Source organism: Gardnerella sp. DNF01157 (assembly GCF_049244225.1).
Classification (GTDB): domain Bacteria; phylum Actinomycetota; class Actinomycetes; order Actinomycetales; family Bifidobacteriaceae; genus Bifidobacterium; species Bifidobacterium leopoldii.
In genome coordinates, this window is record NZ_CP058388.1 from 185,034 (window position 1) to 211,154 (window position 26,121).

General features: G+C 43.7%; 18 protein-coding genes and 1 rRNA gene. 17 read left to right on the forward strand and 2 right to left on the reverse strand.

The window, feature by feature from the left end:
• The first annotated feature begins 89 nt into the window (after window positions 1-89).
• Window positions 90-206 (forward strand): 5S ribosomal RNA (gene rrf, locus HXT38_RS00720).
• 381 nt (window positions 207-587) lie between these two features.
• A complete protein-coding gene (locus HXT38_RS00725; protein ID WP_410299535.1) occupies window positions 588-1,838 on the forward strand; it encodes a DUF6591 domain-containing protein in 1,251 nt (416 codons plus the stop codon).
• Between the two features lie 133 nt (window positions 1,839-1,971).
• On the opposite strand, the gene HXT38_RS00730 is transcribed toward HXT38_RS00725, so the two are convergent.
• Entirely contained in the window at window positions 1,972-2,511 is a 540-nt protein-coding gene (locus tag HXT38_RS00730) for a hypothetical protein (protein WP_410299536.1), read from the reverse strand.
• Window positions 2,512-2,827: 316 nt separating this feature from the next.
• On the opposite strand from HXT38_RS00730, the gene HXT38_RS00735 reads away from it, so the two are divergent.
• The 14 genes from HXT38_RS00735 (at window position 2,828) to HXT38_RS00800 (ending at window position 21,169) form a co-directional block, all read left to right on the forward strand.
• Window positions 2,828-3,382, forward strand: coding sequence for a cysteine hydrolase family protein (locus HXT38_RS00735; RefSeq protein WP_004106205.1), 555 nt, complete (start codon window positions 2,828-2,830; stop codon window positions 3,380-3,382).
• A gap of 229 nt (window positions 3,383-3,611) precedes the next feature.
• Window positions 3,612-5,930 (forward strand): choice-of-anchor M domain-containing protein, encoded by a 2,319-nt coding sequence (locus HXT38_RS00740; RefSeq protein WP_117009050.1) that lies wholly within the window; start codon window positions 3,612-3,614, stop codon window positions 5,928-5,930.
• A gap of 34 nt (window positions 5,931-5,964) precedes the next feature.
• Complete coding sequence (locus HXT38_RS00745; protein ID WP_117009056.1) at window positions 5,965-7,167, forward strand: choice-of-anchor M domain-containing protein; 1,203 nt, start codon at window positions 5,965-5,967, stop codon at window positions 7,165-7,167.
• Window positions 7,168-7,180: 13 nt separating this feature from the next.
• On the forward strand, window positions 7,181-9,376 hold the full coding sequence (locus HXT38_RS00750; protein ID WP_410299598.1) for a choice-of-anchor M domain-containing protein: 2,196 nt from the start codon (window positions 7,181-7,183) through the stop codon (window positions 9,374-9,376).
• A gap of 51 nt (window positions 9,377-9,427) precedes the next feature.
• Window positions 9,428-11,143, forward strand: a complete 1,716-nt coding sequence (locus HXT38_RS00755) for an anchored repeat ABC transporter, substrate-binding protein (protein WP_004118551.1) — start codon at window positions 9,428-9,430, stop codon at window positions 11,141-11,143.
• Between the two features lie 20 nt (window positions 11,144-11,163).
• The gene (locus tag HXT38_RS00760) at window positions 11,164-11,952 is read left to right on the forward strand and encodes an anchored repeat-type ABC transporter ATP-binding subunit (protein WP_421791862.1); all 789 of its coding nucleotides are present in this window, start codon (window positions 11,164-11,166) and stop codon (window positions 11,950-11,952) included.
• Window positions 11,952-12,815, forward strand: coding sequence for an anchored repeat-type ABC transporter permease subunit (locus HXT38_RS00765; protein ID WP_064340515.1), 864 nt, complete (start codon window positions 11,952-11,954; stop codon window positions 12,813-12,815). The genes HXT38_RS00760 and HXT38_RS00765 overlap by 1 nt, the downstream gene beginning before the upstream one ends.
• A 20-nt stretch (window positions 12,816-12,835) precedes the next feature.
• On the forward strand, window positions 12,836-13,720 hold the full coding sequence (locus tag HXT38_RS00770) for a lysophospholipid acyltransferase family protein (protein WP_064340516.1): 885 nt from the start codon (window positions 12,836-12,838) through the stop codon (window positions 13,718-13,720).
• A gap of 141 nt (window positions 13,721-13,861) precedes the next feature.
• Window positions 13,862-14,857, forward strand: a complete 996-nt coding sequence (locus HXT38_RS00775; RefSeq protein WP_004106227.1) for an NAD(P)H-dependent glycerol-3-phosphate dehydrogenase — start codon at window positions 13,862-13,864, stop codon at window positions 14,855-14,857.
• Window positions 14,858-14,929: 72 nt separating this feature from the next.
• Window positions 14,930-16,072 carry a D-alanine--D-alanine ligase family protein gene (locus tag HXT38_RS00780; RefSeq protein WP_004106228.1) on the forward strand — a complete coding sequence of 381 codons (1,143 nt, stop codon included), beginning with the start codon at window positions 14,930-14,932 and terminating at the stop codon, window positions 16,070-16,072.
• A gap of 101 nt (window positions 16,073-16,173) precedes the next feature.
• Entirely contained in the window at window positions 16,174-17,166 is a 993-nt protein-coding gene (locus HXT38_RS00785; RefSeq protein WP_004118563.1) for a CPBP family intramembrane glutamic endopeptidase, read from the forward strand.
• A 61-nt stretch (window positions 17,167-17,227) separates the two neighbouring features.
• Window positions 17,228-18,601 (forward strand): homoserine dehydrogenase, encoded by a 1,374-nt coding sequence (locus HXT38_RS00790; RefSeq protein WP_421791864.1) that lies wholly within the window; start codon window positions 17,228-17,230, stop codon window positions 18,599-18,601.
• An 18-nt stretch (window positions 18,602-18,619) separates the two neighbouring features.
• Window positions 18,620-19,696 (forward strand): homoserine kinase, encoded by a 1,077-nt coding sequence (thrB, locus tag HXT38_RS00795; RefSeq protein ID WP_116442848.1) that lies wholly within the window; start codon window positions 18,620-18,622, stop codon window positions 19,694-19,696.
• Between the two features lie 33 nt (window positions 19,697-19,729).
• Window positions 19,730-21,169 carry a Maf family nucleotide pyrophosphatase gene (locus HXT38_RS00800; RefSeq protein WP_421791866.1) on the forward strand — a complete coding sequence of 480 codons (1,440 nt, stop codon included), beginning with the start codon at window positions 19,730-19,732 and terminating at the stop codon, window positions 21,167-21,169.
• Between the two features lie 221 nt (window positions 21,170-21,390).
• Here HXT38_RS00800 and HXT38_RS00805 read toward each other — a convergent pair whose 3' ends face one another.
• Entirely contained in the window at window positions 21,391-22,332 is a 942-nt protein-coding gene (locus HXT38_RS00805) for an AEC family transporter (RefSeq protein ID WP_421791868.1), read from the reverse strand.
• A gap of 394 nt (window positions 22,333-22,726) precedes the next feature.
• Here HXT38_RS00805 and HXT38_RS00810 point away from each other — a divergent pair, with 394 nt between their 5' ends.
• Window positions 22,727-26,044, forward strand: coding sequence for an Rne/Rng family ribonuclease (locus tag HXT38_RS00810; RefSeq protein WP_410295763.1), 3,318 nt, complete (start codon window positions 22,727-22,729; stop codon window positions 26,042-26,044).
• The last annotated feature ends 77 nt before the right edge of the window (window positions 26,045-26,121 follow it).

Sequence of the window (26,121 nt, forward strand, 5' to 3'; positions counted from 1 at the left end):
TTGGTAAGAGAGTTTTTACGCGCGTTCATGTCCGGTTCCCTAACCGCCACGTGTTGCCACTCAATGGTTTTGAGTGTATAATCTAGTTTTGCGGTGGTCATGGCTCAGGTGAGACGCCCGGTCCCATTCCGAACCCGGAAGCTAAGGCCTGACACGGCGAGGGTACTGCACTCGATAGGGTGTGGGAGACTAGCACGCTGCCGCATTATTTTTCTAGCGGGGAGTTTTTTACTCCCCGCTTTTTTCATATTCGCATACTGTTTTTTCGTTTTCGTATACTGTTATCTGTAATCCTTCAAACGGGGGCGCGACGACCTGTCTGAGCGCTGCGATTTAGCGCGCGAAGGCAATTCGGAGCGGAAACTCGCTTAAGTTGGAAGTCCAGTGGACTTCCAACGCGAGTTTCGTAGCGAGCACGTATAGTGCGAGTGTCGTCTCGCAAATGGAGCAGATGTTGACGTTAAACCCTCAAAAACTCATACAACATTAATACTTAAAAGTCCAACAATTTATTTGATATTATTTATAGCAAAGCATGAGATGCATTTTCATGATATGTTCGTATCAATATTGTTAGGAGATGATGTATGAAATGTACAAGTTGCGGAATGGAGTCTTGGAATGACTTCTGCCCATACTGCGGATCAAAATTAAAGGTCGAACAATCAACAGCAGCTTCGACTTTTGAGCAAAATATTCCTGTTCCGCCGCCGCAACAGAATCTCACTGTTCCAGCAGCTACAGGTTATGGCAGCATGCATGCCAAAAAGAAAAAGCCAATTTATAAAAGATTTTGGTTTTATTTACTCAGCATAATAATAATTGTTGTTGCAATATGCGGATTCTTGAATATTAAAAAATTAGATAACGGCGTTGTTATTAACTGGAATGAGATGGTTTTAGGCTCAGAATTGCCAAATCCTCCATCTAACATGGGTAAAATCATTGAAAACTCTTCTGAAGAAATGAATGTTGATATAAACAATATTTCTGCCAAACAGTTTAATGATTATATTAAAGCTTGCAAGGATAAAGGATTTACTGTAGATTCAAAAACTGATTCTACAGAATATTCTTCTTATAACAGTGAAGGCTATAAATTAAAATTGCTTCGTTATGAAAGCAATAATCAGCTAAGTATCGCGCTGAATGCGCCGATGGAAATGTCTCCAATTACTTGGCCATCGAGTAAAGCGGCTAATCAATTGCCTGTACCAAAATCTATATTCGGAAAGTTCTCATACGAAAATGAGGATAGCTTTAAAGTTTATATTGGTAACACTAGTAGGGAAGATTATGAGAAATATGTGAAAGCTTGCTCTGATAAAGGTTTTACAGTTGACTACAGCAAGAAAGATGATTTGTACAATGCGAAAAATAATTCAGGTTGGGATTTGTCATTAGGATACGAAGGCAATAATATTATGAGCATTAGTATCAGTGCTCCAGATAACGAGTCTAAAGACAGTGATGATTCCAATAAGTCTGATGCGAAGAAAGATGCCGCAAAGGCTGCTCCAAAGCAAGCTACTCCAAAAGCTGAACCAAAACCTAAAACTAACACGAAGCTTGTTAATGGATTGCGTAGTGATTTCAAAGCGGCAATGGATAGCTATGAAACAGTTATGGACGAATATGTTGCGTTCATGAAAAAGTATAAGAAAAATCCAACTGATAAGACTATTCTTAATGAGTACTCTGCGTATTTAGATAAATATAATGATGCAGTAAAAAAGTTCAACAATTGGCATAGCAAAGATTTGAACTCTGATGAGCTTAATTATTATGTTGATGTTCAAGCGAGAGTTTCTAAGAAACTTATAGCTGTGTCTAAATAGTATTAACTATATTTGCTTGCAAATGTAGCGATAATAGTAGGGGTCAATATTCTAAAATACTGACCCCTACTATTATTTTGTAAACTGCTTATAATTCATAATTTTGTTTACTTTTATTTTGCATGTGCAAAATTTAAAGTCTTGCAGCTTTCTTTTCTTTCTTTTTTATGACAATTCCAACTATTGAGCAAACTATTATAACCACTGCTAACGGCGTATAAAGGTAATATGTAAAGCCAAAAGTATAATTATCTGAAGGAAGTGCATGACGGCTTACTGCGTCATAATTCATAAGAAGTGATGCAGCTGCCAAGATGAGTGCAAATACAATATTTGCAACAGGCTTATTTAAAAGCGTAAACAATAGTATAAGAAGTATAGATGCGATTAGTGCAATTATGAGAACAACATTTATTATTGCTTCATTCTTGAGCCAGTCATTTCCATGAGAATTATTAGCAAGGCAGAAATATAACCTAAGATTTTCTAACATCGATAAATCGACAGCGTCAATATTTTTAAAACCTATTTCTTTTGCAAACAAGATGTCTGGATTTGATGTCAAAAAATTCCTGTATTCTCCGTACGATGAAGAATATGGCAGAAGCAATCCAATTAAAGCAATGCCGCTAAAAATAAGATTAATAATCTGGTGAATTTTTATTTTTTTCATATTCCCTACCTATAAAACTACTTAGTACTGTTAATTTGTTTTTTTGTTTCAATATTTTATCAGTAAGATTTAAAATTTGCCGCAAGGTAGTGATTAAATGATGATAGTCGGTGCAGAAGCAAGTGAGCTTTGAGTATTCTTTGAATATTAAGGTATTGCGCCGATTGCAATTGGGCCAGCAATTGAGTTGATAATTGGGCTATCAATTGAAATAAAATCAAGCAATTAAGAATGCGGAATATTGTAACTAAAGCGATTATGCTATTGCAGTAGAGCTATTTGCGATTATTCTGTAAATTTCATACAAGGAGTAGGTATGAATAAAGCTCTTATTAACATTGATTATACGAATGATTTTGTGGCAAGCGATGGCTCTCTTACTGTGGGCGAGCCTGCGCAAAAGCTCGAAAAGCGTATTACTGAGATTTCGCAGGAATTTCTTGACGCTGGTGAGTTCGTGGTTTTTGCGATTGATACGCACCATTTGAATGATCCGTATCATCCTGAAACTAAACTTTTCCCACCTCACAATATCGCCGGAACTCACGGTCAGAAGCTGTACGGCGCGCTTGGTGATTTTTACGAAGCAAATAAAGATAAAAGCAACGTGTATTACATTCATAAAACTCGCTACTCTTCGTTTAATGGCACGGATTTGCTGATTAAGCTTCGCGAACGCCATATTGAGGAGCTGCATTTGGTGGGAGTTTGCACGGATATTTGCGTGCTTCACACTGCTGTCGATGCGTATAATCTTGGATTCAAGATTGTGGTTCACAAGGATGCCGTTGCAAGCTTTGATCCTGCAGGTCACGAATGGGCTTTGCGCCACTTTAAGACTTGCCTTAATGCGGATATTGTAGAAGGCTGAGAATTTTAGCTAAAAATATTTAAATAATTATTCAATAGTTATTGAGAATAATAGACGCTGGTTGCTTTAAGCTGCCAGCGTTTTTGTTTATTCGGAGTGTCGACTTGCTATTAATGAGAATCATTATTATTATTAATAGACGTTGTTAAAAAATCTTCCATAATTATTTGCGAAAAGAAGAGCGCATATAACGATAAGAAGATGAAGTGTAGAGAGCGAAATAGTAATTATGACTCAGGTCATTAGGAATATTGTGAAACGTGCTTTTGCAATGGCAAGTGTTGCAATACTTGCCATTGCCGTGCTCGCATCAGGATTTAGTGCAGCTTTACCGGCAGTTGCATTAGAAAATGGTAATCCTGCTGAAAAATACGATCCTACAAAAAAGGAAGTGCTAAGTCACGGCCATACAGACGTGTTTTACCCAATTCAATACAATGGTAAATTCATTATGGCCGTCGAAAAAGACGCTGCTACTTTCTTAAAGCCTGAAAACACTACTTTGCGCGTAGCTAAAAGCACGTACACTACAAAATCGCAACTTCCTGCTCTCGCTACTGAATACTACTATCTCGATAGTTCCGGAAATCAAAAAGGGAACCCTCTTTTCCCGGGTTGGGACACAGGTTATGCTGCATCTTTAGTTGGCGCATCTCACGCAGATGATGCAACAGCAGATATTGCAATTCAGCAAGTTACTGGACCAATGAACGGGCGCATTCTGCTTTGGACTACCGATGGCATTGGAAAAAATTCGAAGAAATTATCATTTGAAGAGAATGATTTAGACGACGAACCTGATACTGATGGCAGTCGATTTATGCTACCTGGCGTAATTCACCAACATACTGCTGGCCACGTGCATGCAAACTGGGGATTTACGCAGCCTGGCGTTTACAAGCTAAAAGTAGCAGCAACTATTACAAATAAGAACACTAAGAAGCAGATCACAACCGAACCTGCAGAATACACTTTTGAAGTAGAAGATACATATTCAGGCGAAGTACCTGCTTCTGGCATTACGGAAACGCTTGATTTGCACCGTCGCGGTGATTTTATTAATCCTGACGATGATGAAGAAGCGCACGAAGCTTCCAAAGATCATAAAGACACAGATAAAGACGATGGCGGCGATATGCGCATCGGCAATATTCGTGATTCCGGGCCTCATCCGCATTATCATTCATACGAAGGTTATGGTGGTTTAGACTTAAAAGTAGTTAACAAACCAAAGGGTGCTCGTATTGAGTGGAGATATGTGCGTGCTGACGAAGGTCCTGACGCGTATGGAACCACTCTTTTTGCTGAGAGATTGCAGCTTCCGGCTGAGCCTGCAATGAACAAGATGAAAGTGTATGCTCACGCAACTGAAGGTGAAACGCAAGTTGGCAAAGATACTGCGTCTGCAACCATCGCCGTTGAAGATCACGGTGCCGACGGACATCCTGTAGTAAAAGCAATTGCTCCTTATAAGCGTTTCAAACCAGGGGATACTTTACACGCGAAAACAGTATTGCTTAACCCTCATGTTGCAACCGACGGTGTTACCGGTGCGCCAATTGACGATCCGACAAGTCCAGTAACTTCCATTGTCAAAGATTATGTTTGGTTGATGAAAAAGGAAGGAGAAAGCGAATTTAAGCGCATTCCGGGTGCTGCAAGCAGCAAGTTGGAGCTAAAACTTGATGCGTCAATGCAAGGTGCAACGATTCGTCCTTCCTTAGTTTTAAAGAACGGTGAACTTTACCGTAATAAAATGTTTGATGAGTTTTGCGATTATGTTATTGAGATGAAAGGTGTTCCTCACTCTCATAACCATGATGGCGATGATGATCAAAGTGGTTCTGATTCTGAAGATGATGAGAACCCTCACGGGAAAAAGCACCATGAGAAGCGTCATAATAAGCGCAAAAATAAGACTAAGCATTTCGCTGGTGGAAAGAACTTTTTGAAAGGCGTATTCGGCGGTGCTGCAAATTCTGGACTATTCGGATCTAGCTCTAATGGTGGATTCCAATTCGAATCTAATTTCTTTAAGAAATCCAACAGAAAATTCAAGCGCACAAAGAAGAATCGCAATAAGACTAACCGCACTAATCGTAAGAATAATTCTAAAAATAATACGCAAAGTGGTGCTAGTTCTGGTTCTAGTTCTTTTACAAGAACAGAAAATTCAAGCGGAACATCGTTACATAATTCATCGCGACGAACTTCTGGCGGAACTCATACTAAGAACAAGAGCTCTAAGAAAAGTGGACAGACTATTCGTAATTTCGTGAGAACAGATAATAATTCTGGCAATAAGTCCAAAAATAGTTCTGTCAATAACCCTGATTTTGTTAAGAATACTGAACACCATGCTTTGCAAGGTGCAAGGCAATACAACGAAGAATCTGATGAAGCGTATGAAGATGATTCAGATGATACAAAAGGTGATAGTTCCTCGACTAAGTGGGTTGCGGTTGCAGCTTCAGGTGCGAGCGTCGGCTTATGCACAATAACTGGTGCATGCGGTGCTTTGGTACGTCCTAGATTGAAATTGTTGTAAATAGTATTCGTATTATTACTAGAAAGTTTAAATGATGAATTACAAACAAAATGAAACATTGCAAGTAAAACGAAAGCATGCATATTCTACTGCGTTGCTTGCGCTCATATTTTCTTTAGTAACTTTGGTTGCATCTTTATGTGCACCAAATCCAATGCAAGAAACTGCTTATGCCACTGAAGGCAATCAGCCAGTTATGATTCAAGCAGGTCATGCTGATTTTGGACCAACGCTAATCGACGGCAAATGGAAATTGAAGATTCGCGATGATACTGGTGATGAACCAGTGTGGCGAGACCCAGAAAATGTGGTATTTAAATTAGGTGGCAATTCAATAATTCCTATGCCTGATGACGCTGCCTACAGTTTTATTGGCGAAAAGCCTGGAACGAAGCTGTATGTTATTCCACAAACTCAGAATCCTGATGTGCCGTGGCTTGGTTGGAATACGCAGGAAGGTGGCGTGCTTAACGAGCTCGATCGTGGTGCAAACCTTTCGCTTGAAGGAGTAAGTGGTCCAGGCAAATTGCATGTTTACTTAGAAAATGGCAATAACAATCCACAGCAGCTTTGGGATAGTACTAAAGGTTATCCGCAAAACAGCTGGATTGAAACTAACGCTCATACTCACGTGAATTGGGTGTTTTCTAAGCCTGGAATTTATCATGTGAAGCTTACTTTTTCAGGAAAGCTTAAAAACGGACGCGCTGTAAGCGATACGCGTGTTCTTAATTTTGCAGTTGGAGATAATACCGATCCTAATGCTGCTTTAGGTGCGGGCGCTGCTGCTGGAGCAAGTGGCAGCGAAGGCGACGAAGAGGATCAAGATGAAGAAGACAACGATGAAGCCACAAAAGATGAAACTAACAATCATCACAAACTCCTTCGCAACCAGCATAAGCATTCTCACAAAGTATCTGAGAAAAGTGACGATACAGCTCTAGTTCTTCAAATCGTAGGTATTTTTGTTGCTATTATTGCCGTAATTATTGTGATTTTTGTGCTAATAGCTGTAGTTAAAAGTAAGAAAGCACGAAATCTTGCGCTTGCTAAGCAAGTTTCTGCACAAGCTAATCAACAGTATGCAAATAATGCAAATTTTGTGAATAATGCAAATGGCGACAGTACTTTGTCAAATCTAGTGCGTGATCAAGAAACGACAGTGATGTCACCAATTAATAATTCTCAATATTCTCAATCAGACAATATGCAATCTGATGGTACTCAGTGGAAATAATGGTGTGACGAAAATGGTTCGTAATAGTATAAAGAAACTATCTCGCGCTTTGTTGGTGGGCGTGTGCTTGTGTGGCATGATGATGGGAACTCCCGCAGCTTTTGCTGACAATGGCAGTGACGCAACTGTTGTAAGCGGAAAGAAATCTTCTAAAGATTTTGACGCAATAAAGCAAGCTAATTTTAAAGCGTGTACGGCTGCTCGCTTAGATAAAACTGCTTCACAACCTGCGGCTGATAGTAAAGCTGTAATGTGCCATGCATATAAAGGTCATACTGACGTTTTTGCAACTTTCTTTGATGCTACAAGCAGGCGCATAGTATTAGGCACCTTGGGAGATGCGTTTGAAAGTGAAGATCATGATGGCACTCGTTACGATACGAATCGACTTATTTTTGAAGTCGGTTCTAAAAACATCATGCAGCTTTCCAAAGATGAGAACAATTCGGTAATAAAAGAAATCTACGCAACAACTCGCGAAGGTGTAGTCTGGTTCTTTGATCAATCTGGAGCTGGAAATACTGGTGCATTATGGCCTGGTTTAGATACTAGACCGTTATATGAGGGAGCTGGTTCTACAAAAGTTAACCCAACAGTCAAACTGTCATTAACTGGTATCGAAGCACCCCACAACGGCGAAGTTTTTATGTATACTCGCAGCGGTGACGATTATGAGAAAATGCTTGGTTCTGTTGACGGATGGCCGAAAGATGTTGACATCACTGAGACTGGTGGCAAGCATTCTCACATGTATTGGTCTTTTAACCGTCCTGGTGTGTACAAGTTAAAAATGAAGGCTACTACTACCGTTGGTGACGAGGAGCAAAGTTCTGAGCAAGTCTATACATTCCACGTCACTAATCATGATGTAACAGCTGGGGATTTTGCTGATTATGATGGCGCATCTTTTGATGGTGATGAAGATGGTGAAGATGACGAAGAAGATTCAGATGATAATGACGATTCTCAAAGTGAGGATCACAGTATTAATGTGCAACAAAGTAACGGATCTTTCTTCATTAACGGTAACAACAACACTGTGTATGTGACTCCATGGCCTGGAGCAAAAATGCAACAACAAGGACTTCTTGGAAGTAATAGAGGACTTTTTGGAAGTAATAACGGTGGTCTTATTCATGGGGAACATAACGCGAAAAGCGGAAAGCAAGATTCTCAAAGTCAGCAATCTACTTCGACAAAGTTCAAAGACATCAAGGGTGACAAACTCGTTATAGACCACGGTCATGTTGATATTGCTGTATATACTGGCGATTCAAATAAAGTTGATATGGCTGTGCAAGAAGATGTGACAGGAAGCCACGTCTTTAGAGACCCGGATACAGTTGTATTCGCAGTTGGTGATGCTGGTAAAACTAACGGCGTGTATCGTATACCGCAAACACAAATTGATGGTGTGCCATGGATGGGTTGGAATAATCAGTCTATGAATCCTCATAAGCCAACTCAATTGAGCCTAACAGGAGTTGAAGGTCCTGGAAACGTACGCGTTTGGATGTTTGGAGGTTTGGGCGGCGGAGATCAAGAGATTTTCTCCACTCAAGGAGCAGCAGATTATACAATACCTGCAAATACGCATGCTCATGCGAATTGGGATTTCGACAAACCTGGATATTACACATTGCAATTCCAAGCTTCTGACGGAAATTCTACAGTAACTCGCAATATTCACGTTGCTGTTGGTGTAGATCCACAAGAAACACCAATGGGCTCTGCTGGCGGTGTTGAAAACAATGAAGAAAAGGACACCAAAAGCAAAAAAGGTGGACCTTCTGCACCTCATAATCCAGCAAAACCTGCTAATTTGCCTCATTCTGGCGGCAATCATGGCAGCCGTGGAATCGGTTTTGTCGGTGGCGGAAATTCTTTTGTTGGTGGTCGTGGTTTTGGATCAAATAATTCACACTCTGGAAAACAATTGCCAAGAAAAGCTAAAAAGCATAAAGGTCTTGTTTCAAAAATTAGTAACAAGAGGCTTGCTAAAAGTTTGTACCGACAGAAGTTGAACGATAATGACGATGTTGTGAAGTCTGAAGCAAAAGGTGTAACAGGATTATTTAAGCGAAATCCTTTACTTGCTTATTCGCTTCTTGCTGGTGGAATTATTGCTGTGCTTGGCGTTTTGGGTGCAGGAATTTGGTATCTCTACAATCGCGGACTTATTAACTTCAACTGGCTGTTGCGCTATTAGTAGTAGGAGTGTGTAAGGGTGATTCATAGGCCCAGAAGAGTAAAGCAAACTTTGTTTTCTTCGATTGGTGCAATTGCAGTCGTCGCGCTTATTTTGCCGCTTTCTGCTTGTGGTAGTGCTAATGGGAATCGTGCAGGACATCGCGATGGTCGCATTAATGTAGTTACAACTACAGGCGTTTTGCGTGATATGGTGGCGAATGTAGCAGGGGATGCTGCAAATGTGAGTTCAATCGTACCTGATAATGCAGATCCGCACTCTTACGAGCCGCGATTGCGTTCAATCAGAGATGTTGTGTATGCGGACGTGGCTTTTAGTAATTACATGATGCTTGAGGAGCATGGTGTTATTACTGCTTTAGATGCGAATTTGCGAAAAGGCGTGCCGAATGTGCAACTTGCTGAAGAAAGCGTGAAACATGCGGCGGATATTATTCCAATGGTCGAAGATGTGTCGTTGGACACTATTTGGCTTGGTCTTGCTACAGAACGCCAAACTTCGCAGACGGTTGAGGAAGCTGAAGATACTAAAGAGCAACAAAAATCTCAAGAGAAATCTGATAAGTCGCAGTCTTCTCAGGTTTCTCAATCTTCGCAATCAAACGCGCCTTCCACTGTAACGAAAGAAGGACGCGCTACTGTAATAAAGCCAAAAGCATACAACATGAAGCGTTCGGACAGGATCCGCTTAACTGCAACTAAAGTAACTGGTCCTGGTTCGCTTTTCGCTTACCTTACTGGCACTTTTGGAAGTGTAGAAACTTACGTTAATTCAGCAAACGGAATTAACGATGAAGATCATGTGGATTTGCCTGCGGACGCGCACACGCATTTAAGTTGGGCTTTTAGTAAGCCAGGAGAATATACTCTCGGTTTTCACGCAGATATGCTCAATGCTCAAAACGAGAGGGTTGCAAGTTTAGGAAACGCAACTATGCGTTTTGCTGTTGGCATTAACGCGCAGAAATTAGCGAAAAAGCGTGGAGCTAGTGTAGTTTTGAATCAAGGCCATGCAGATTTGGCTTACGATTTAGCTAAACGCGGATTTTTGTACAGAGTTGACACTTTGCAAGAAAAGCGGTCGGTTGCACCAAAGCGCGTGTATTATGAGCCGCGAGATGTAGTAGTAGAAGTGCCGACTAATGCTTTAAAAGAAATTCCAGCTGAACAAGGCTATAGATTCCTTGGATTTGCACGGCAGAAAATCTATCAACTTCCACAAGCTGTTCTTGGAAAACATGTTCACGGAGATATTGATCCGCATTTATGGCAGTCAGTGAAAAACGGAATTGCTTATGTGCGCACAATAGCTGACCGCTTGTGTGAAGTCGATCCTAAAAATGCTCGCAAATATCGCGCAAATGCGGACCGATACATTAACAAGCTATTAGATGTAGACGCGTATATGAGGCAAAAAGTGGCGTCAATTCCAAAAGAGCGTCGCAACTTGGTTACAACGCATGACGCTTTTGCATACTTAGGTAAAGCTTATGGCGTAAATATTGCGGGATTTGTAACAATCAACCCTTCAAGCGAGCCAAGCGTGCAAGATAGGCGCAGACTTTCGCAAATTTTGCGCGACTTGGAAATCCCTGCAGTGTTTTTAGAGCCGAATTTAATTTCTCGCTCGTCTGTGCTTAAAGAGCTTGCGTCTGAAGCGCATGTGAAAGTTTGCCCAATTTATGGTGACGCTTTCGACGCAAATGTGCGAACTTACGCGGATATGATGCGAGCTAACGCGGATTCTTTAGCGAAATGTTTGAAGTGAAAGTGTTAAAGGTAGTAAATATGGAAGAAAATGCAGTAATTTGCGCACACAATTTGAATATTTCGTACGGGAATCGCGCTGTGGTAAAAGACGTTTCTTTTACCATTAATAGTGGCGAATTTGTGGGATTGCTTGGTGCAAACGGTGCCGGTAAAACAACGCTATTTCGTGCAATTATGGGTTTGATTCCACATACTGGAAAACTCGAAGTGCGTGCTCCTCATATGGAAGGTGCAAAACTTAATTCTCGCGTATCTTACGTTGGGTATGTGCCACAACGTCACGATATTGCGTGGGATTTCCCACTTTCTGTTTTAGATGTAGTGATGATGGGTAGGATTCGTCATATTGGTTACGTTCGCCGCGCTAAAAAAGAAGATTACGAGATCGCATTAAACTCGCTTGAACGCACAGGAATGACTGATTTCCAAGATCGCACGATTGGAGAACTTTCTGGAGGCCAGCGGCAACGCGTGCTTGTTGCTAGAGCATTAGCTGGAGAGCCGCGTTTACTTTTGCTCGACGAACCGTTTACTGGACTCGATATGCCTACTCAGGAGCTGCTTACCGATTTGTTCTTGAAATTGTCTGCTTCTGGTGAAGCAATTCTCATGAGCTCACACGATATTATTGGCTCAATTAACTCATGCTCGAGAATAATGCTATTTGATGGCACTATTGTGGGCGACGACGATCCGCAAAATTTGCAAACAGAACAGTGGGTACAAACCTTCCACGTAGCTCCGCAAAATCCGCTTATTAAAGCAGTTGAGCGCGTAATTGGTAAGGAAAGTGTGGTAAAAGAGTAATGTTATCTCCAATAGAATTTATACAAGATTTAACAAATCCGGACCTTTGGTTTTTGCTAAAAGCACTTATTGTAGCGTGCCTTTCTAGCGTAATTTGTGGTGTAGTTGGATGCTATGTAGTGCTTAGAGGAATGGCGTTTATTGGAGATGCTGTAGCTCACTCAGTATTCCCAGGACTTGCTATAGCCTTCGTATTGCAAGGAAATCTGCTATTTGGAGGAGCACTCGCAGGAGTTGCAACCGCGCTAATCGTATCTATTTTTAGCCAAAACCGTAGGCTTCGCGAAGACTCATTTATTGGCGTATTTTTCGTATCTGCTTTTGCTCTTGGAATTGTGATTATTTCTAAAGCATCTGGCTACGCTGGATCCTTAGAATCCTTCTTGTTTGGCTCGATTACAGGTATTCCTGATTCAGATATTGCTGTTGTTGCTATTACTGGTTTGATTATTTTGGCTATATTATGCATGTTCCACAAAGAGCTTGTTTGCGTATCGATGGATCGAGAAACTTCGCGCGCAATGGGATTGCCGGTTGCATGGCTAGATGGAATGTTGTACGTGTTAGTGGCTATCGCTGTAGTTGTTTCCGTGCAAATTATTGGAAACGTGCTTGTGCTTGCTCTGCTTGTGACTCCTGCTGCAACTGCGCGACTGCTTACTGATCGGCTATCTAGGATGATGGTTTTAGCTCCTGTTATTGGTTGCGTTTCTTCGATTGTTGGAATGTATATTTCGTGGAGCTTTGATACAGCAACGGGCGGAACAATTGTGCTCGTAGCAACCGCTCTCTTTGTGCTCGCTTGGGCGTGCTCTCCTAAACATGGGTTGATTGCAAAAGTAGGTCGTAGCGTAGGTTTATAGCATGCTGCACAATAGAAAGCATGGTATCAAAAGGAAAACCTTCGCCAAGAAGTGCAGTAAAACCACTCAGTGATGAGCAAGTAAAGCTTTTAGCAAGTAAACACAATTTAGTTGACCCAACGTATTACTATCCGACAGGAAAACGCAAGCCAAATCAGGTAGAAATTGACGCGCAAAATCCTAAAGCCGCCGAAAGACTGCTCGAAGGAACGTCGCGCGTATTGCGTTCGCGCTGCAAAGTAAAGGCGTGGGGATTGGAAAACGTGCCAGAAGAAGGCGTGTTTATTACAGCTTGCACACACGTGACGATGTTTGACGTTTTCATACCTATGACTGCACTATTCCACCAAGGTCGTCGTCCGCGCTACATGGCAAAAGCGGAACTCGCTCACTGGCCAATCTTAGGCAAATGGTTCCAACTTGTAGGCATGCAGCCGGTTCCTCGCAGAAGCGGAAAAGCGCGAGAAATAGAAGAAGAATCTATTAAAATCCTCACCAATGGCAGACCTTTAAGTGTATGGCCTGAAGGAACAGTTACGCGCGATCCTAAAAAATGGCCTATGAGCATGAAGCCCGGAATTGGTATAATTGCTCTCGAAGCATCGCGCAGACTCGGACATCAGATTCCGCTATTTTGCGCGGTTACATGGGGCGCAGCAAGCATTAACCACTGGTGGCCATGGCCAAAGAAAAATGTTGTAATGTGCTACGATACCCAACTCGATTATGCTGACTTGCTAAAGGGGAGTGAAAATTGGGGAGAGCTACCTCCTCTTGAATCTGCTGAAGAGTTGGCTCGTCGCGTGCGTGTGCGTATGACGCAGATTATGGAAGAAATTCGTGGAGAAAAATCTCCTGCAGGATACTTCGATTACAGGCAGATGAAACGCGTTACGGAAGAATAAAAAATATACAGAAGAATAAAATAAAGTATCTTTTAAAAATCCCGTAAAGCGGCATGTGTAGAATTATGTAATAGTGTGATTACAAATAAATAGCTATACAGTAGCTTATAAAACTCACAACCGAAAGGCAGGACGTAAAACATGAACGTTACGGTGTTGGGTGCTGGTGCTTGGGGAACTGCGTTTGGACAAGTACTTGCGGATGCAGGAAATCAAGTGACAATGTGGGCAATAGAGCCGGAAATTGTTGAAGGAATTCGCGATCATCATCATAATGGCGTGCGTCTGCCTAGCGTAGAAAAACTTCCAGAAAACATGACTGCAACTGGGGATCGAGCAGAGGCTGTTGCGAATGCGGATATTGTAGTCGTGGCGATTGCGGCACAGTTTGCTCGCGTTGCGTTGGAAGGTTTTGTGGGTTTGATTCCACAAAATGCGATCGTTGTTTCGCTTATGAAAGGCATTGAGCGCACAACCGGCAAACGTATGGATGAAGTTGTGTGCGAAGCTTTGAACTTACCGCGTAACCGTTTTGCTGCACTTTCCGGACCAAACTTGAGCAAGGAAGTTGCATCTCGCCACCCGGCTGCAGCAGTAGTTGCTTGCGCAGAAAAATCTCAGGCAGAAGTAGTTGCAAAAGCATGCTCAAACAGCTACTTTAAAGCATTTGTGTCAACAGACGTAATCGGCGTAGAAATGTGTGGCTCGCTTAAAAACGTGGTTGCGCTCGCAGTTGGTATGGCTCGAGGCGCAGGATATGGCGAAAATACGGCGGCTATGATTGAAACGCGCGGTTTGGCAGAATTGACGGCATTGGGCGTAGCAGAAGGCGCAGATTCGCGCACTTTTGCAGGTCTTGCTGGCTTTGGTGATTTAGTTGCAACTTGTGGATCTCCTCTAAGCCGCAACTATACTTTCGGTGCAAATCTTGGAAAAGGCATGAGCGTTGAAGAAGCAACTGCCGTGAGCAATGGTGTTGCAGAAGGCGTGCCAACCACAAGTGCAGTAGTTGCAATGGGCAAGCGTTTGGGTGTTGCAACTCCGCTTGCAAGTGCAATGGCTCGCGTGCTTGAAGAAGGAATTTCCTGCCAAGAAATGCTCGCAATGCTTTTCGACGACGACGTTTGCGAAGAGTAAGTAGCGTTTGCGAAAATAATCAAAACTAATCCAAAATAATTAGAATAATTCAAAAATATATAAAGGAAAAAAATGACGAAAAAGCGTGTAGTGTTCTTGTATGGCGGTAAGGCAGACGAACATTCGATTTCTTGCATATCTGCTGCTGGAGTGCTCAGTGCTGTAGACGAAAATCGTTTTGACATTGTGCGGATCGCAATCACAAAACAAGGCGAATGGATTGTTGGTGGTGAAGATCCTCGTAACTTCCGCATGGAAGAAGGCGAGTTGCCAGTAATCACAAAAACCGCTGGAACGCGCGATGTTGTGCTTGACCCTGCAAAGGGTGCAGACGGATTCTTGGTGCGAAAAGCGGACGACACGCTTGAAAGTTTAGGTCATATCGACGCTGTTTTCCCAGTTCTTCATGGTCCAAACGGTGAAGATGGCACTTTGCAAGGTTTGCTAGAAATGATGCAAGTGCCGTACGTCGGTTGCGGAGTGTTGGCTTCGGCTGCATGCATGGATAAATACTACGCAAAGCAACTGTTTAAGGCTGCCGGAATTGATGTCGCTCCAGGAATTGCGTTGGATGCTAGAAAATTTGCAAGTGACTCGACGAATCGCTTTGCTGCGTACGCAAACGAAATGCTTGCGCAAGTTGAGGCAGCAAAACTCGAGTATCCGCTTTTTGTAAAACCAAGCCGTGCAGGATCTAGTTTTGGCGTAACAAAAGTGGAATCGCATGATGCTAAGGCTTTAGCACAAGCCGTTTTTGAAGCTTCGAAGCACGATTGGCGAGTGCTAGTAGAGCAAGGAATTAACGCGCGCGAGATCGAGTGTGCGGTTCTTGCAGCTCGCGATGGCGAGGAGCCGAAAGTAAGTTTGCCAGGTGAAATTGTGTTAGACAAGCGTCAGGCTGGCGAAGATCAGTTCTACGATTTTGATAGCAAATACATGGATTCCGCGGCTTCGCACGTGGAAGTTCCAGCAGATCTTCCTGCGGAAACTTTGGAGCTCGTGCGTAAAACAGCGCTCGCAGCATTCAAAGCAGCAGACGGTAGAGGATTAAGCCGTGTTGATTCGTTCGTGACTCCTGAAGGTCATGTGATGATCAACGAAATCAATACAATGCCTGGGTTTACGCCAATCTCCATGTATCCAAAAGCTTGGGAAGCAACCGGAATAAGCTATGGCGATTTAATTACGAAGCTTATTGAGGGTGTGCTTAAGTAAGTGTGAATAGTGCGAGTAGCGCAAGCAGCGCAAACGTAGCACACGTCAAATAAAAAGCGAAAAATCACAATAAAGCGTAAAGAATAACAAAAGGAATGAGTATGCAAGAGATACAACATGACGACACATATTTGTTGGCGCGAAAGCGGCAGGGAACTATTGGAATGTCATTATGCATGTTCATGGTTGTGTGGATTGCTGCTGCATATGCATTAGGTATGTGTTTTCCGTATTTTTTGCCTAAAGAATTTTTAGAAAAATCTATTGCAACAATATTAGTGTCTGACATTGCGCAATATTTAATAGCGCTTCCTATTGCAATGCTGATTATGCGAGCAGTACCAACTCTTGCGTCGCGTGAATTTTCTATGTCTTTGCGTCAATTTTTGGGATTCTACGCAGTTAGTGTGCCAGTTATGTATGGAGGAAACTTAATTGGTACAACATTAGCTTCAATTATTACAGACGGTAAAGCAGAAAATCGCATTTCAGAGACTATTGTGTCTGGAAATATGTGGGAAACGTTTGTGTTCGTAGTGATTCTTGCTCCTATTATGGAAGAATGGTTTTTTAGAAAGCAAATACTTTCTCGATTGCGTGTGTATGGCGAAAAGAAAGCAATTGTGTTCTCTGCTTTAGCTTTTGCATTATTCCACATGAATATATTCCAATTTTTCTACGCTTTCGGGCTTGGGCTTATTCTCGGGTACATGTACGTACGCACTTCTAAATTGCGTTACAGCATATTTCTTCACATGATTGTGAACTTCCAAGGAAGCGTTGTTGCTTTATGGTTACTAAAACAGATGACAGATGCAAACGGGAATGTTATAGAAATTGACAAATTATCGAATAAAGAGTTAATGGATTTGCCTTCTGGATTTGTGCTAGCTGGATTATATAGCATATTTGTGTTTGCAGTGCTTGTAGTTGGAATAGTGTTACTTGCTCGTAGTCGCCGATATTTAGTTTTCTTTGATGCGCCTTTGGAATTGCCTAAGGAAAATAATTTGAAATCACTTTATGGAACCGTAGGTGTAATTGCATTTTTGATTATTTCTGTGATTCTTAATGTGATGATGCTTTTTTCGTAACTGCTATTTTTCGTAACGAAAAACAAAAATTCAAAATTTATGACTTAAGGAGGCGAGTTATATGTTAAGCAAAAAATTAGCCAATAAAACTATTCGCGTTGGATTGCTTGGTGCCGGAACAGTCGGTTCGCAAACAGCGCGACTTATAGTTGAGCAAGGTGAAGAGCTTGCGGCTAGAATTGGTGCAAATATTGAGCTTGCAGGAGTTGCGTGCTTGCATCCGGAAGAAGTTGACGCTTCTTGGATTAAGCGTGATTTGCTAACTACAGACACTGCCTCTTTGTGCACCCGCGAAGATGTTGATATTGTAATCGAGCTTATTGGCGGACTTGAGCCGGCTCATACTTTTGTAAAAAGTGCGCTATGCCACGGAAAATCTGTTGTTACTGCAAATAAAGCGTTGCTTGCGAAGTTTGGTCCGGAATTATACGAGTGTGCAGAAAGTCACGGAGTTGATTTGTACTTTGAGGCGGCTGTAGCAGGAGCGATTCCTATTGTTCGACCGCTTCGAGAGTCACTTATTGGCGACGAAATTACGCAAATTTTTGGAATCGTAAACGGAACTACCAACTATATTCTTGACGAAATGACTGTGCGCGGACTTGATTTTGACTCGGCTTTACGCGCAGCTCAAGAAAAGGGTTATGCTGAGGCAGATCCGACTGGAGATGTTGAAGGTTTCGATGCGGCAAATAAAGCTGCGATTCTTGCAACTCTCGCATTCCAAATGCCGGTAAGTATTGACGATGTTTCTGTTGAAGGAATTAGCGCGATTGACTCTGAAGATATTGCTGCAGCGAGCGCGGAAAAACGTGTAATTAAGCTACTTGCAGCAGTTGAAAGGCATTGCGACAGCGAATCAAACTCAGATGGCGGCGTAAGCGTTAGTGTGTATCCGGCGCTTGTTGGCGCGGAGCATCCTTTGGCATCGGTTCATGGCAGTTTTAATGCTGTATTTGTGAAGGCGCAGGCTGCAGATGATTTGATGTTCTACGGACGCGGTGCCGGCGGCGCTCCAACTGCAAGTGCTGTTGTTGGAGATGTTGTTAGTGCTGCTCGAAATCTTGTGCGTGGATGCGCAGGTTTTGGCGTGCCAATGTACAACAAGTATGTGCCGGCTTCTAGCGAGCAGACCAGAGCAGATTTTGTGATTCGTTGCAATATGGAAGATACTTCTTTGGCTTTGTGCAGCGAAGTTATGGATGTTTTTGCAGATCATGGCGTTGCAGCTGAGCGTTTGGCTTCGGCTTGTGAAGCGCAGTATGCGCAGACTGAAGGTGATTCGGATTGTCCACAGTGCGGTCTTGGTGGACCTGGCAGTGTGCGCGTGCTTGTGAGCGAATGTTCGGAAGCTGAGGTTCAAGCTATTTGCGAGGATTTGCAGAAGTTGGACGTTGTGTGCGAAAAGCCGCTAGTTTTGCGTGTTATAAAGTGAAAAGCTGCAGGTGATCGTATGAAGCCAGTATGTAACAGTGTTTCCGTGCGCGTGCCAGCAACTAGCGCAAATCTTGGTTCTGGGTTTGATGCAGCCGGTATTGCGCTTGATTATGCGGATTCTTTAGTTTTTACTCTGGATGATAATCGTTCTAAAAATTCGCTTGATTCGCTCGATTATGCTGGAAACGTGCGCGTAATTATTCACGGCGAAGGCGAGGATACGCTTCCAAAAGATGAAACGCATCTAGTTGTAGCGACTTTTCGCAAAGCTTGCAAAATATTTGGTCTGCCAAACTTGCGATTTACGTTAGAAGCGCATAATCGGATTCCGCAAGCGCGCGGTATGGGCTCTTCTGCAGAAGCGATTGTTGCTGCTGTTGCTGCTGCTTGGGCTTTTGCGCACGAAGGTGAGCTTAATCGTGAAGCAATTTTCGAAATCGCGGCCGCAATTGAAGGTCATCCAGACAATGTTGCTCCTGCAGTTTTTGGCGGTTTGACGATGAGCTGGAAGCTTGATGCTGGGGAAGGTAAAGGTTCTGTGCGCGTGGCTGGAGATTGCGAAGCTCCGCTTTCTACCGGTTTTCATACTGTGCGATACAAAGTTTCGCAAGATATTTCTGTGTCGGTATTCGTTCCTGATTTCGAGCTTTCTACAGAGCTTGCTAGGCGCGCGCTTCCGGCAAAAGTGCCGTATGGTGACGCAATATTTAACGTGTCGCGAGCTGCAATGCTTCCGGTTGCTTTTGGTGAGTTAAATAGCGATTCTGAAAATAAATTATGCACAGTAAAATCTGATATTTCGCGAAATGCGCTACTTTTTGCAGCAACTCAAGATGCTCTTCATCAAACGTATCGTGCAAATCTTATGAAAGATTCGTGGAAGCTAGTGGAAACGTTGCGCGAGCATGGTTTTGCTGCAGCGATTTCGGGAGCAGGATCGTGCGTTGCTGTATTTTATGCAGGAGATGCCGAGTATAACAAGAGTGCAGCTCAAAAAATCGACGCAATTGCCGAGCCGTGGCTTTCGCGTACGGGCTGGCGCGTTTTGCACGTGCCTGTTGATTCTACTGGCGTTGCAATAACTCGCGAATAAGTTGTGTGAAGTTGTAAAAGGGAAGGGTAAGGTATGACAGTTTCGTTGATTTTAGCCTCGCAGTCTCCTTCGCGTAGAGCGGTTTTGGCGGCGGCTGGCGTGATTTCGGTAATTCACGTAAGCGAAGTGGATGAGCCGGCGGCTTTGCGTGATGCCGTTAGTGAGCGAGGTGCAAGCGTTGAGCAGTTGAGTGTTGAGCAGCGAGTTTCTATTTTGGCTCGCGCAAAAGCTCAAGCTGTGTACCATGCGTGGAAACGTGTGGCGGATACGGCTGCTTCGGCTAGTGGCGATTTAGTTGTGGGGTATCCGCTGGAAGCTGAAACTGAATCTTCTGAACTTGCAGAAACTGCGAAATCTGCTGGTAATGCTTTAGCAAGCGATTCGCAATCAGACGTAACGCATAACGTAGATACGGCGCAAACTCGCGATTTTTCAGGCGTTACTGTTCCTACAAAAACTTTCGATATTCACGATTTTGCATATACAAATAAATCTTCTCATGATTGTAGCGGTGTGCTGATTGTTGGCTGCGATTCCATGTTCTTACTCGATGGTGAGTGCTACGGAAAGCCGCATACTCCCGAAGTGGCATTTGAGAGAATCAAGCAGATGAGCGGAAAAACAGGACAATTGTGGACTGGCCACTGCTTAATCGACGCAAAAACCGGCAAAACTATTTGCAAAACAAGCCATGCAAGCGTAACTTTTGCGCAAATGAGTGACGCGGAAATTCGCGCGTATGTAGCAACTGGTGAACCTCTAGAAGTTGCAGGATCCTTTACACTAGAAGGTTTTGGCGGAGCTTTTATTGAAAGCATTAATGGAGATCCTCACGGTGTTCTTGGAATCAGCTTGCCGCTGCTGAGACAAATGGTTTCAGAGTTTGGATACGCTTGGCCGGATTTGTGGAATAAGGAAAGCTTGGAAGAAACTGGCGAAAAGAATGATCCGACTTCCACGGAAGTGCCTAAAGAAAATGTGCATCAGCCGGGAGATGGCTGGGTGCATTGCGATTGTGGTCGCAGGCATTGGGGTCATAACGGTGCTGCTGGAGTTCTGCTTGCTAGGCGAGATGCCGAAACTGGTCGCGTGACGCACGTTGTGATGCAACATCGCGCGCTTTGGAGCGCTGAAGGTGGCACTTGGGGCATCCCTGGTGGCGCAATTTCCGATGGAGAAAGCGCGATTGAGGGCGCATTGCGTGAGTCTTTCGAGGAAGCAAATATTACTTCGGGAGATATTGAAGTTGTTGGAGCTTACCGCGAGGATCACGGAAACTGGTGTTATACAACGGTTTTTGCGTTTGAAAAGCCGGGGCATAGTGTGGATCCTTGCGCGCACGACGACGAGAGTATGGAAATTAAGTGGGTGCCGATTGACGACGTGCCTAAGCTGAAGCTGCTTACGGCAATGCGCACGGATTGGCCGTCTTTCCGTGCGCGCCTTGATGAGTTAGCGCTCCGACATGCTTGAGCGCAGCACAGCGCGAGCTAAAGCAACTCGGAGCGCCGAGCTTGCTTAGGGTTGAAAGCACGGTGTGCTTTCAACGCAAGCGAGGTCTGCCTTCGTCTCGATTGACGAAGGTAGGGCAGGTTTGTGTGGTTGGGTTTTAGAAACTGGGTTGTGTTTTGTGTGCGCTCCGACCTGCCTGAGCGCAGCATTGCGCGCGTAGGCGGCATAAACTGCGCACGAAATCATCCCAAAATTGCGGCAATTACGGCTATGCAAATTGGGCTAGTGACAGTAGAAAACAGTATGCCGTCGCGCGCAAAACTTAAGCCGACGTTGTAGCGCGCAGCATAATTGTAAACGTTTTGACCAGTTGGAAGAGCAGCTAACACAACGCACGCATACAAAGTCGCCCCGCGGAAACCCATCACAAAATAAGCTAGCAAAAACGCAATTGCAGGCATAATAAGATTTTTTAACACAGCAACCGTGGCAATAGCAGCGCGATTAGAATCTTTTTGCAAAGGCTTGCTGCCGTAAAGCGACATTCCAAAAGCCATTAAAATCATTGGAACTGCAGAATCGCCAATCATCTTAATTGGATCGTAAAGAAAATTAGGAACAGGGAAGTAGCCAACTTTTGCGGAAATTGCAGAAATAATAATTCCCCCAAGCGAACCAATTAAAAGTGGTTGTTTTAAAGGCTGCTGAGCGATGCGCTTAAGCGAACATTTCCCAGTAGTTGTAATGTCGAAAACAGTCAAACCAACAGGAGTAAATACAGCCTGTTGCATAACTAAAATCGGAGCAACAAGCGCAGGATTTCCCAAAATATAAGTCGCAACCGGCAAGCCAATATTGTTTGAATTTAAATAAAGAGAATTGAGAGCACCTATAGTGCAGTCAGCTGCAGGAAGATGGAAGCAAAAGCGATTAAGCAGAACGAACGCAACTCCAACAATCATCGCAGAAAAGAATGCAACAAAAATCGAAGAGTGAAAAATCTCAAAAATAGGCTCTTTAGAAAGTATTGCAAACATTAAGCAAGGGCTGGAAACGAAAAAACTTACGCGATTTAGGACCATTTGAGCCTGTGAACCGCCAACGCGCATGCGAGCAGTAACGTAGCCTGCAGCAATAACAATGCCAATTACGCAAAAGCCTTGCATTGCGCTGATTAAGCCCATTTCTTGCCTCCAAAATTCGTTAATCGCACGCAAATTGCATGCGTGCGAACCTATGCTGTAACTATAGGAGAGATACGCAACTTTTATGTGCGCTATGGATAAGTTTGAAATTATTGGAATTTTTAGTAACTGCTAATTGGCTTAAAAACAGCGATGCAAATTTTAATATTCAACGAGTCATATATTTGACTCGGCAATATGGCATACTAGAGAGCGGTGGCACTGCAAGCCGCCAGGCAATCGATGGCGTCGATCCCCTCGTGAGCGTTTTCCGAGGCTGGCGTCCGCTGTCGCGCAGCTAGACTTTGTAGAGAGCTTTGGGGTGGCTCGCGCACGTGCGTGCTTAACTTAAAGCCAGGGATGCGAGGCGATGCAGCGTCTCGTGAGGAGCATAGTGCCCAGAATAATAAGAGAACGCTTCAATGAATCTGAAGCTGAAAATAGTAGAACTGTGTCTAAAACCGCTACTTCTGCGGAAATGTCCGGAATAATGCAATCTACAGATTTTGCGGAAAGTAATATGGCTGCCGGTGATACTTTGCAGCAAAGCTCTGGCGTTACGCGTCGCCGTCGCGGTCGACGAGTTACTCGTGGTGCCGGTGCGGCTGGAGAAGCAATGGAACTAAAAGTTGAGGATTCTAGTGCGAAGAATTCTGAGCCGCATGTTGTTAAATCGCGCCCAATAACTTCGCTCCTATTCCAGGAGCCAGTTCTTCCTAAGGTAGTGAACGATCGTAGCGAGGAAAGCAGCAGTTCGCGTAATGACTTGCGTGACAACTCGCGTGATGGCTTGAATGATGATTTGCGCGATGATTTACGTGATATTTCTCGCGGAAGGCGCGGTGGACGCAATAGCCGTGATTCTCGTGATAGTCGTGATAGTAGCGAACGCAAGTCTCGTTCTGAAAGACGCGAGAATTCAAGCGAAATAAAGCGTGATAGTGGCAGAGGGAATAGTCGTGAAACATCGCGTGAAACAAGTCATTCTATGTATTCTCAAGATTCTGAGTACGCTAAGAATTTTCAGGATTCGCAAGATGATCGCGATGAAAAAACTCGCAAAAGCCAGCGTTCTCGCCGTTCTCGCAGATTGAATGCTGTTGAGCGACGTGCTGCAGCTGAAGTTGAGCAAATTGAAGAGGATCTTGCATACGACAATATTGTTTATGCTCCCATTGATACGCGCATCGATGAAACTCTTGATGTTAGCGATATTTTATCTGCAGAAAATACTTCGAATAGGCGTTCTAATCGTCGCAATATGTCGAATAACATCTCTAATGATGATGACGCTCGAAATGAAAACGGTGCAGTAGACAGCAGAGGCGGTAGCAATAGCAGAGATAACAGAGATAGCCGTAATAGCAGTGACGAAGGCGATAACAGAGGTACAAACGACGATTATAATGCGAATAATGGCAACGATGACGATGAAATAATGATTACGCGTCGCCGTCGTCGCCGTCGTAGCTCTCGCACTGATCGAAATGAAAGCCGCAATGGAAGTCGCGATTTAGACATTGATATTTCAAATGATCTTGACGATGACGTGAATTCTCGCACAAAACGCACAAGTCTGGATGAAGTCTCTCAAGAAGATCGCGATTTAATTCCAGATCCAGAAGAACTTCGTGAGCAAGATGAGGAAGAAACTCTTTATACGCGTCGCCGTCGTCGCCGCCGTTCTAAATCCTCTGATGACGCAAATTCTGCGTCTTCTCAGGAAGAGTCATCCGACTACACTAATGCGAACGAAGACGACTTGACTTCTCGCCGCTCGCGCAAGCAGCAGTATATAGACGAAATTACGGATATTGAAGGCTCTACGCGACTTGAAGCAAAGCGCCAACGCCGTAGAGATAATAGGCGTGAGCGTAGCCGTCAAAACCTTCTTATGGAGCAAGATTTCCTTGCTCGTCGCGAAAATGTTGAACGATTAATGGTTGTTCGTGAGCGCGATCGCCACACGCAAATTTCCGTTATTGAAGACAATATTCTTGTAGAACATTACGTTTCTGATATTCAAGAAGTTGCTACTGTTGGAAATATTTATCTTGGGCGCATTCAAAACGTACTTCCAAGCATGGAAGCTGCATTCGTAGATATTGGTCAGGCCAGGAATGGCGTGCTTTATGCAGGCGAAGTTAATTGGGATATGGCTCGTCTTGAAGGTCAACCTCGTAGAATTGAGCTTGCGTTTAAGTCTGGCGATCCTGTGCTTGTGCAGGTTACTAAGGATCCAATTGGACATAAGGGTGCTCGATTGACTTCGCAAGTAACTCTTGCAGGGCGTTTCTTAGTGCTTGTGCCATCTGGCGGTATGACAGGTGTAAGCCGCAAGCTTTCAGATCGAGAGCGCTCGCGTTTGCGCGCTATTGTGTCGAAGATTGCACCAAAAGATATGGGCGTTATTATTCGTACTGCTGCTGACGGTGCAAGCGAGGAGTCGATTGAAAAAGACTTAGATTCGCTTGTTAAGCAGTGGGAGCGCATTGAAGCTAAGCGCGAAGAATACTTGCATGGAAAGCGTCCTAAGCTGTTACAGGGTGAGCCTGATGTGGCAATTCGTGTTGTGCGCGATATTTTCAACGATGACTTCCAAAAGCTTATTGTTGAAGGCGAGGGAGTGCGTCAGCGAATTGATGAATATCTTGAGATGATGGCTCCAGATTTGCGCAGCAAGGTTGAATATTGGGATCCTGCTGAGCATGAAGGCAAAGACGTTTTCGATAAGTGGCAGATTGATAGTCAGCTTCGTAAGGGCATGGAGCGTCAGGTTTATTTGCCAGCTGGCGGCTCTATTGTGATTGACCGTACGGAAGCAATGACTACGATCGATGTAAATACTGGACGATTTATTGGGCGTGGTAAGTCTTTGGAAGAAACGGTTACTCGTTGTAATTTGGAGGCTTCTGAAGAGATTGCGCGCCAGCTTCGTTTGCGCGATATTGGTGGCATGGTCATGATCGATTATGTCGATATGGTTATGCCAGCGAACCGCGATTTGGTTTTGCGTAGGCTTTTGGAATGCTTGGCTAGGGATCGCACGAAGCATCAGGTTGCTGAAGTTACGTCTCTTGGTCTTGTGCAAATGACACGTAAACGCGTTGGCCAAGGCTTAGTTGAAGCGTTCTCTGAAGAGTGTCCAACGTGCAAGGGACGTGGATTTATTTTGCACGATGAGCCTACTGTTTCTTCGGAATATGCGGATCCTTACGCGCTTAAGGGCGGAGATCCTTTTGTTAAAACAAACAAGTATGGTCATGGAAGTGCAACGGAACAGCCTGCTCCTGTTAAGCAGCAGGGTTCTAGTGCGGAAGTGAGAGCTAAGTTAGCGCGTATAGCTGCCGCATCTGTAATTACTGACGCAGCTCATAAATCTGAAGAAGAAACGCAGTATAGCAATTTTTTGAATTCTGACAAAGAGTCTGTATCTTCTAAGGCGGATGAAACTGGCGAAACTGCGGATGCTGGCGAAACTGCTGAAACTAGTGAAGTTGCGGAAACTAGTGAAGCGAATAAAACTTCTGAAGAATTAATTGAAAATAATTTAGAGGATACTACGCAAGAGATTGCTGGGTATACTTCGGAGCAACCTGTGCAAGAACCTGCGCAAGAACCTGCGCAAGATACTACGCAAGAACCTATGCAAGATGCTACGCAGGAAACTACGCAAGAAACTACAGAAAATGATGATTGCGCCTCTGAATAGTGACTAAGTATATGCCTTGAGTACAATATTGAATATTGTCTGCATTGACTCATGAATCTAGCGACTTGACGTTAGTA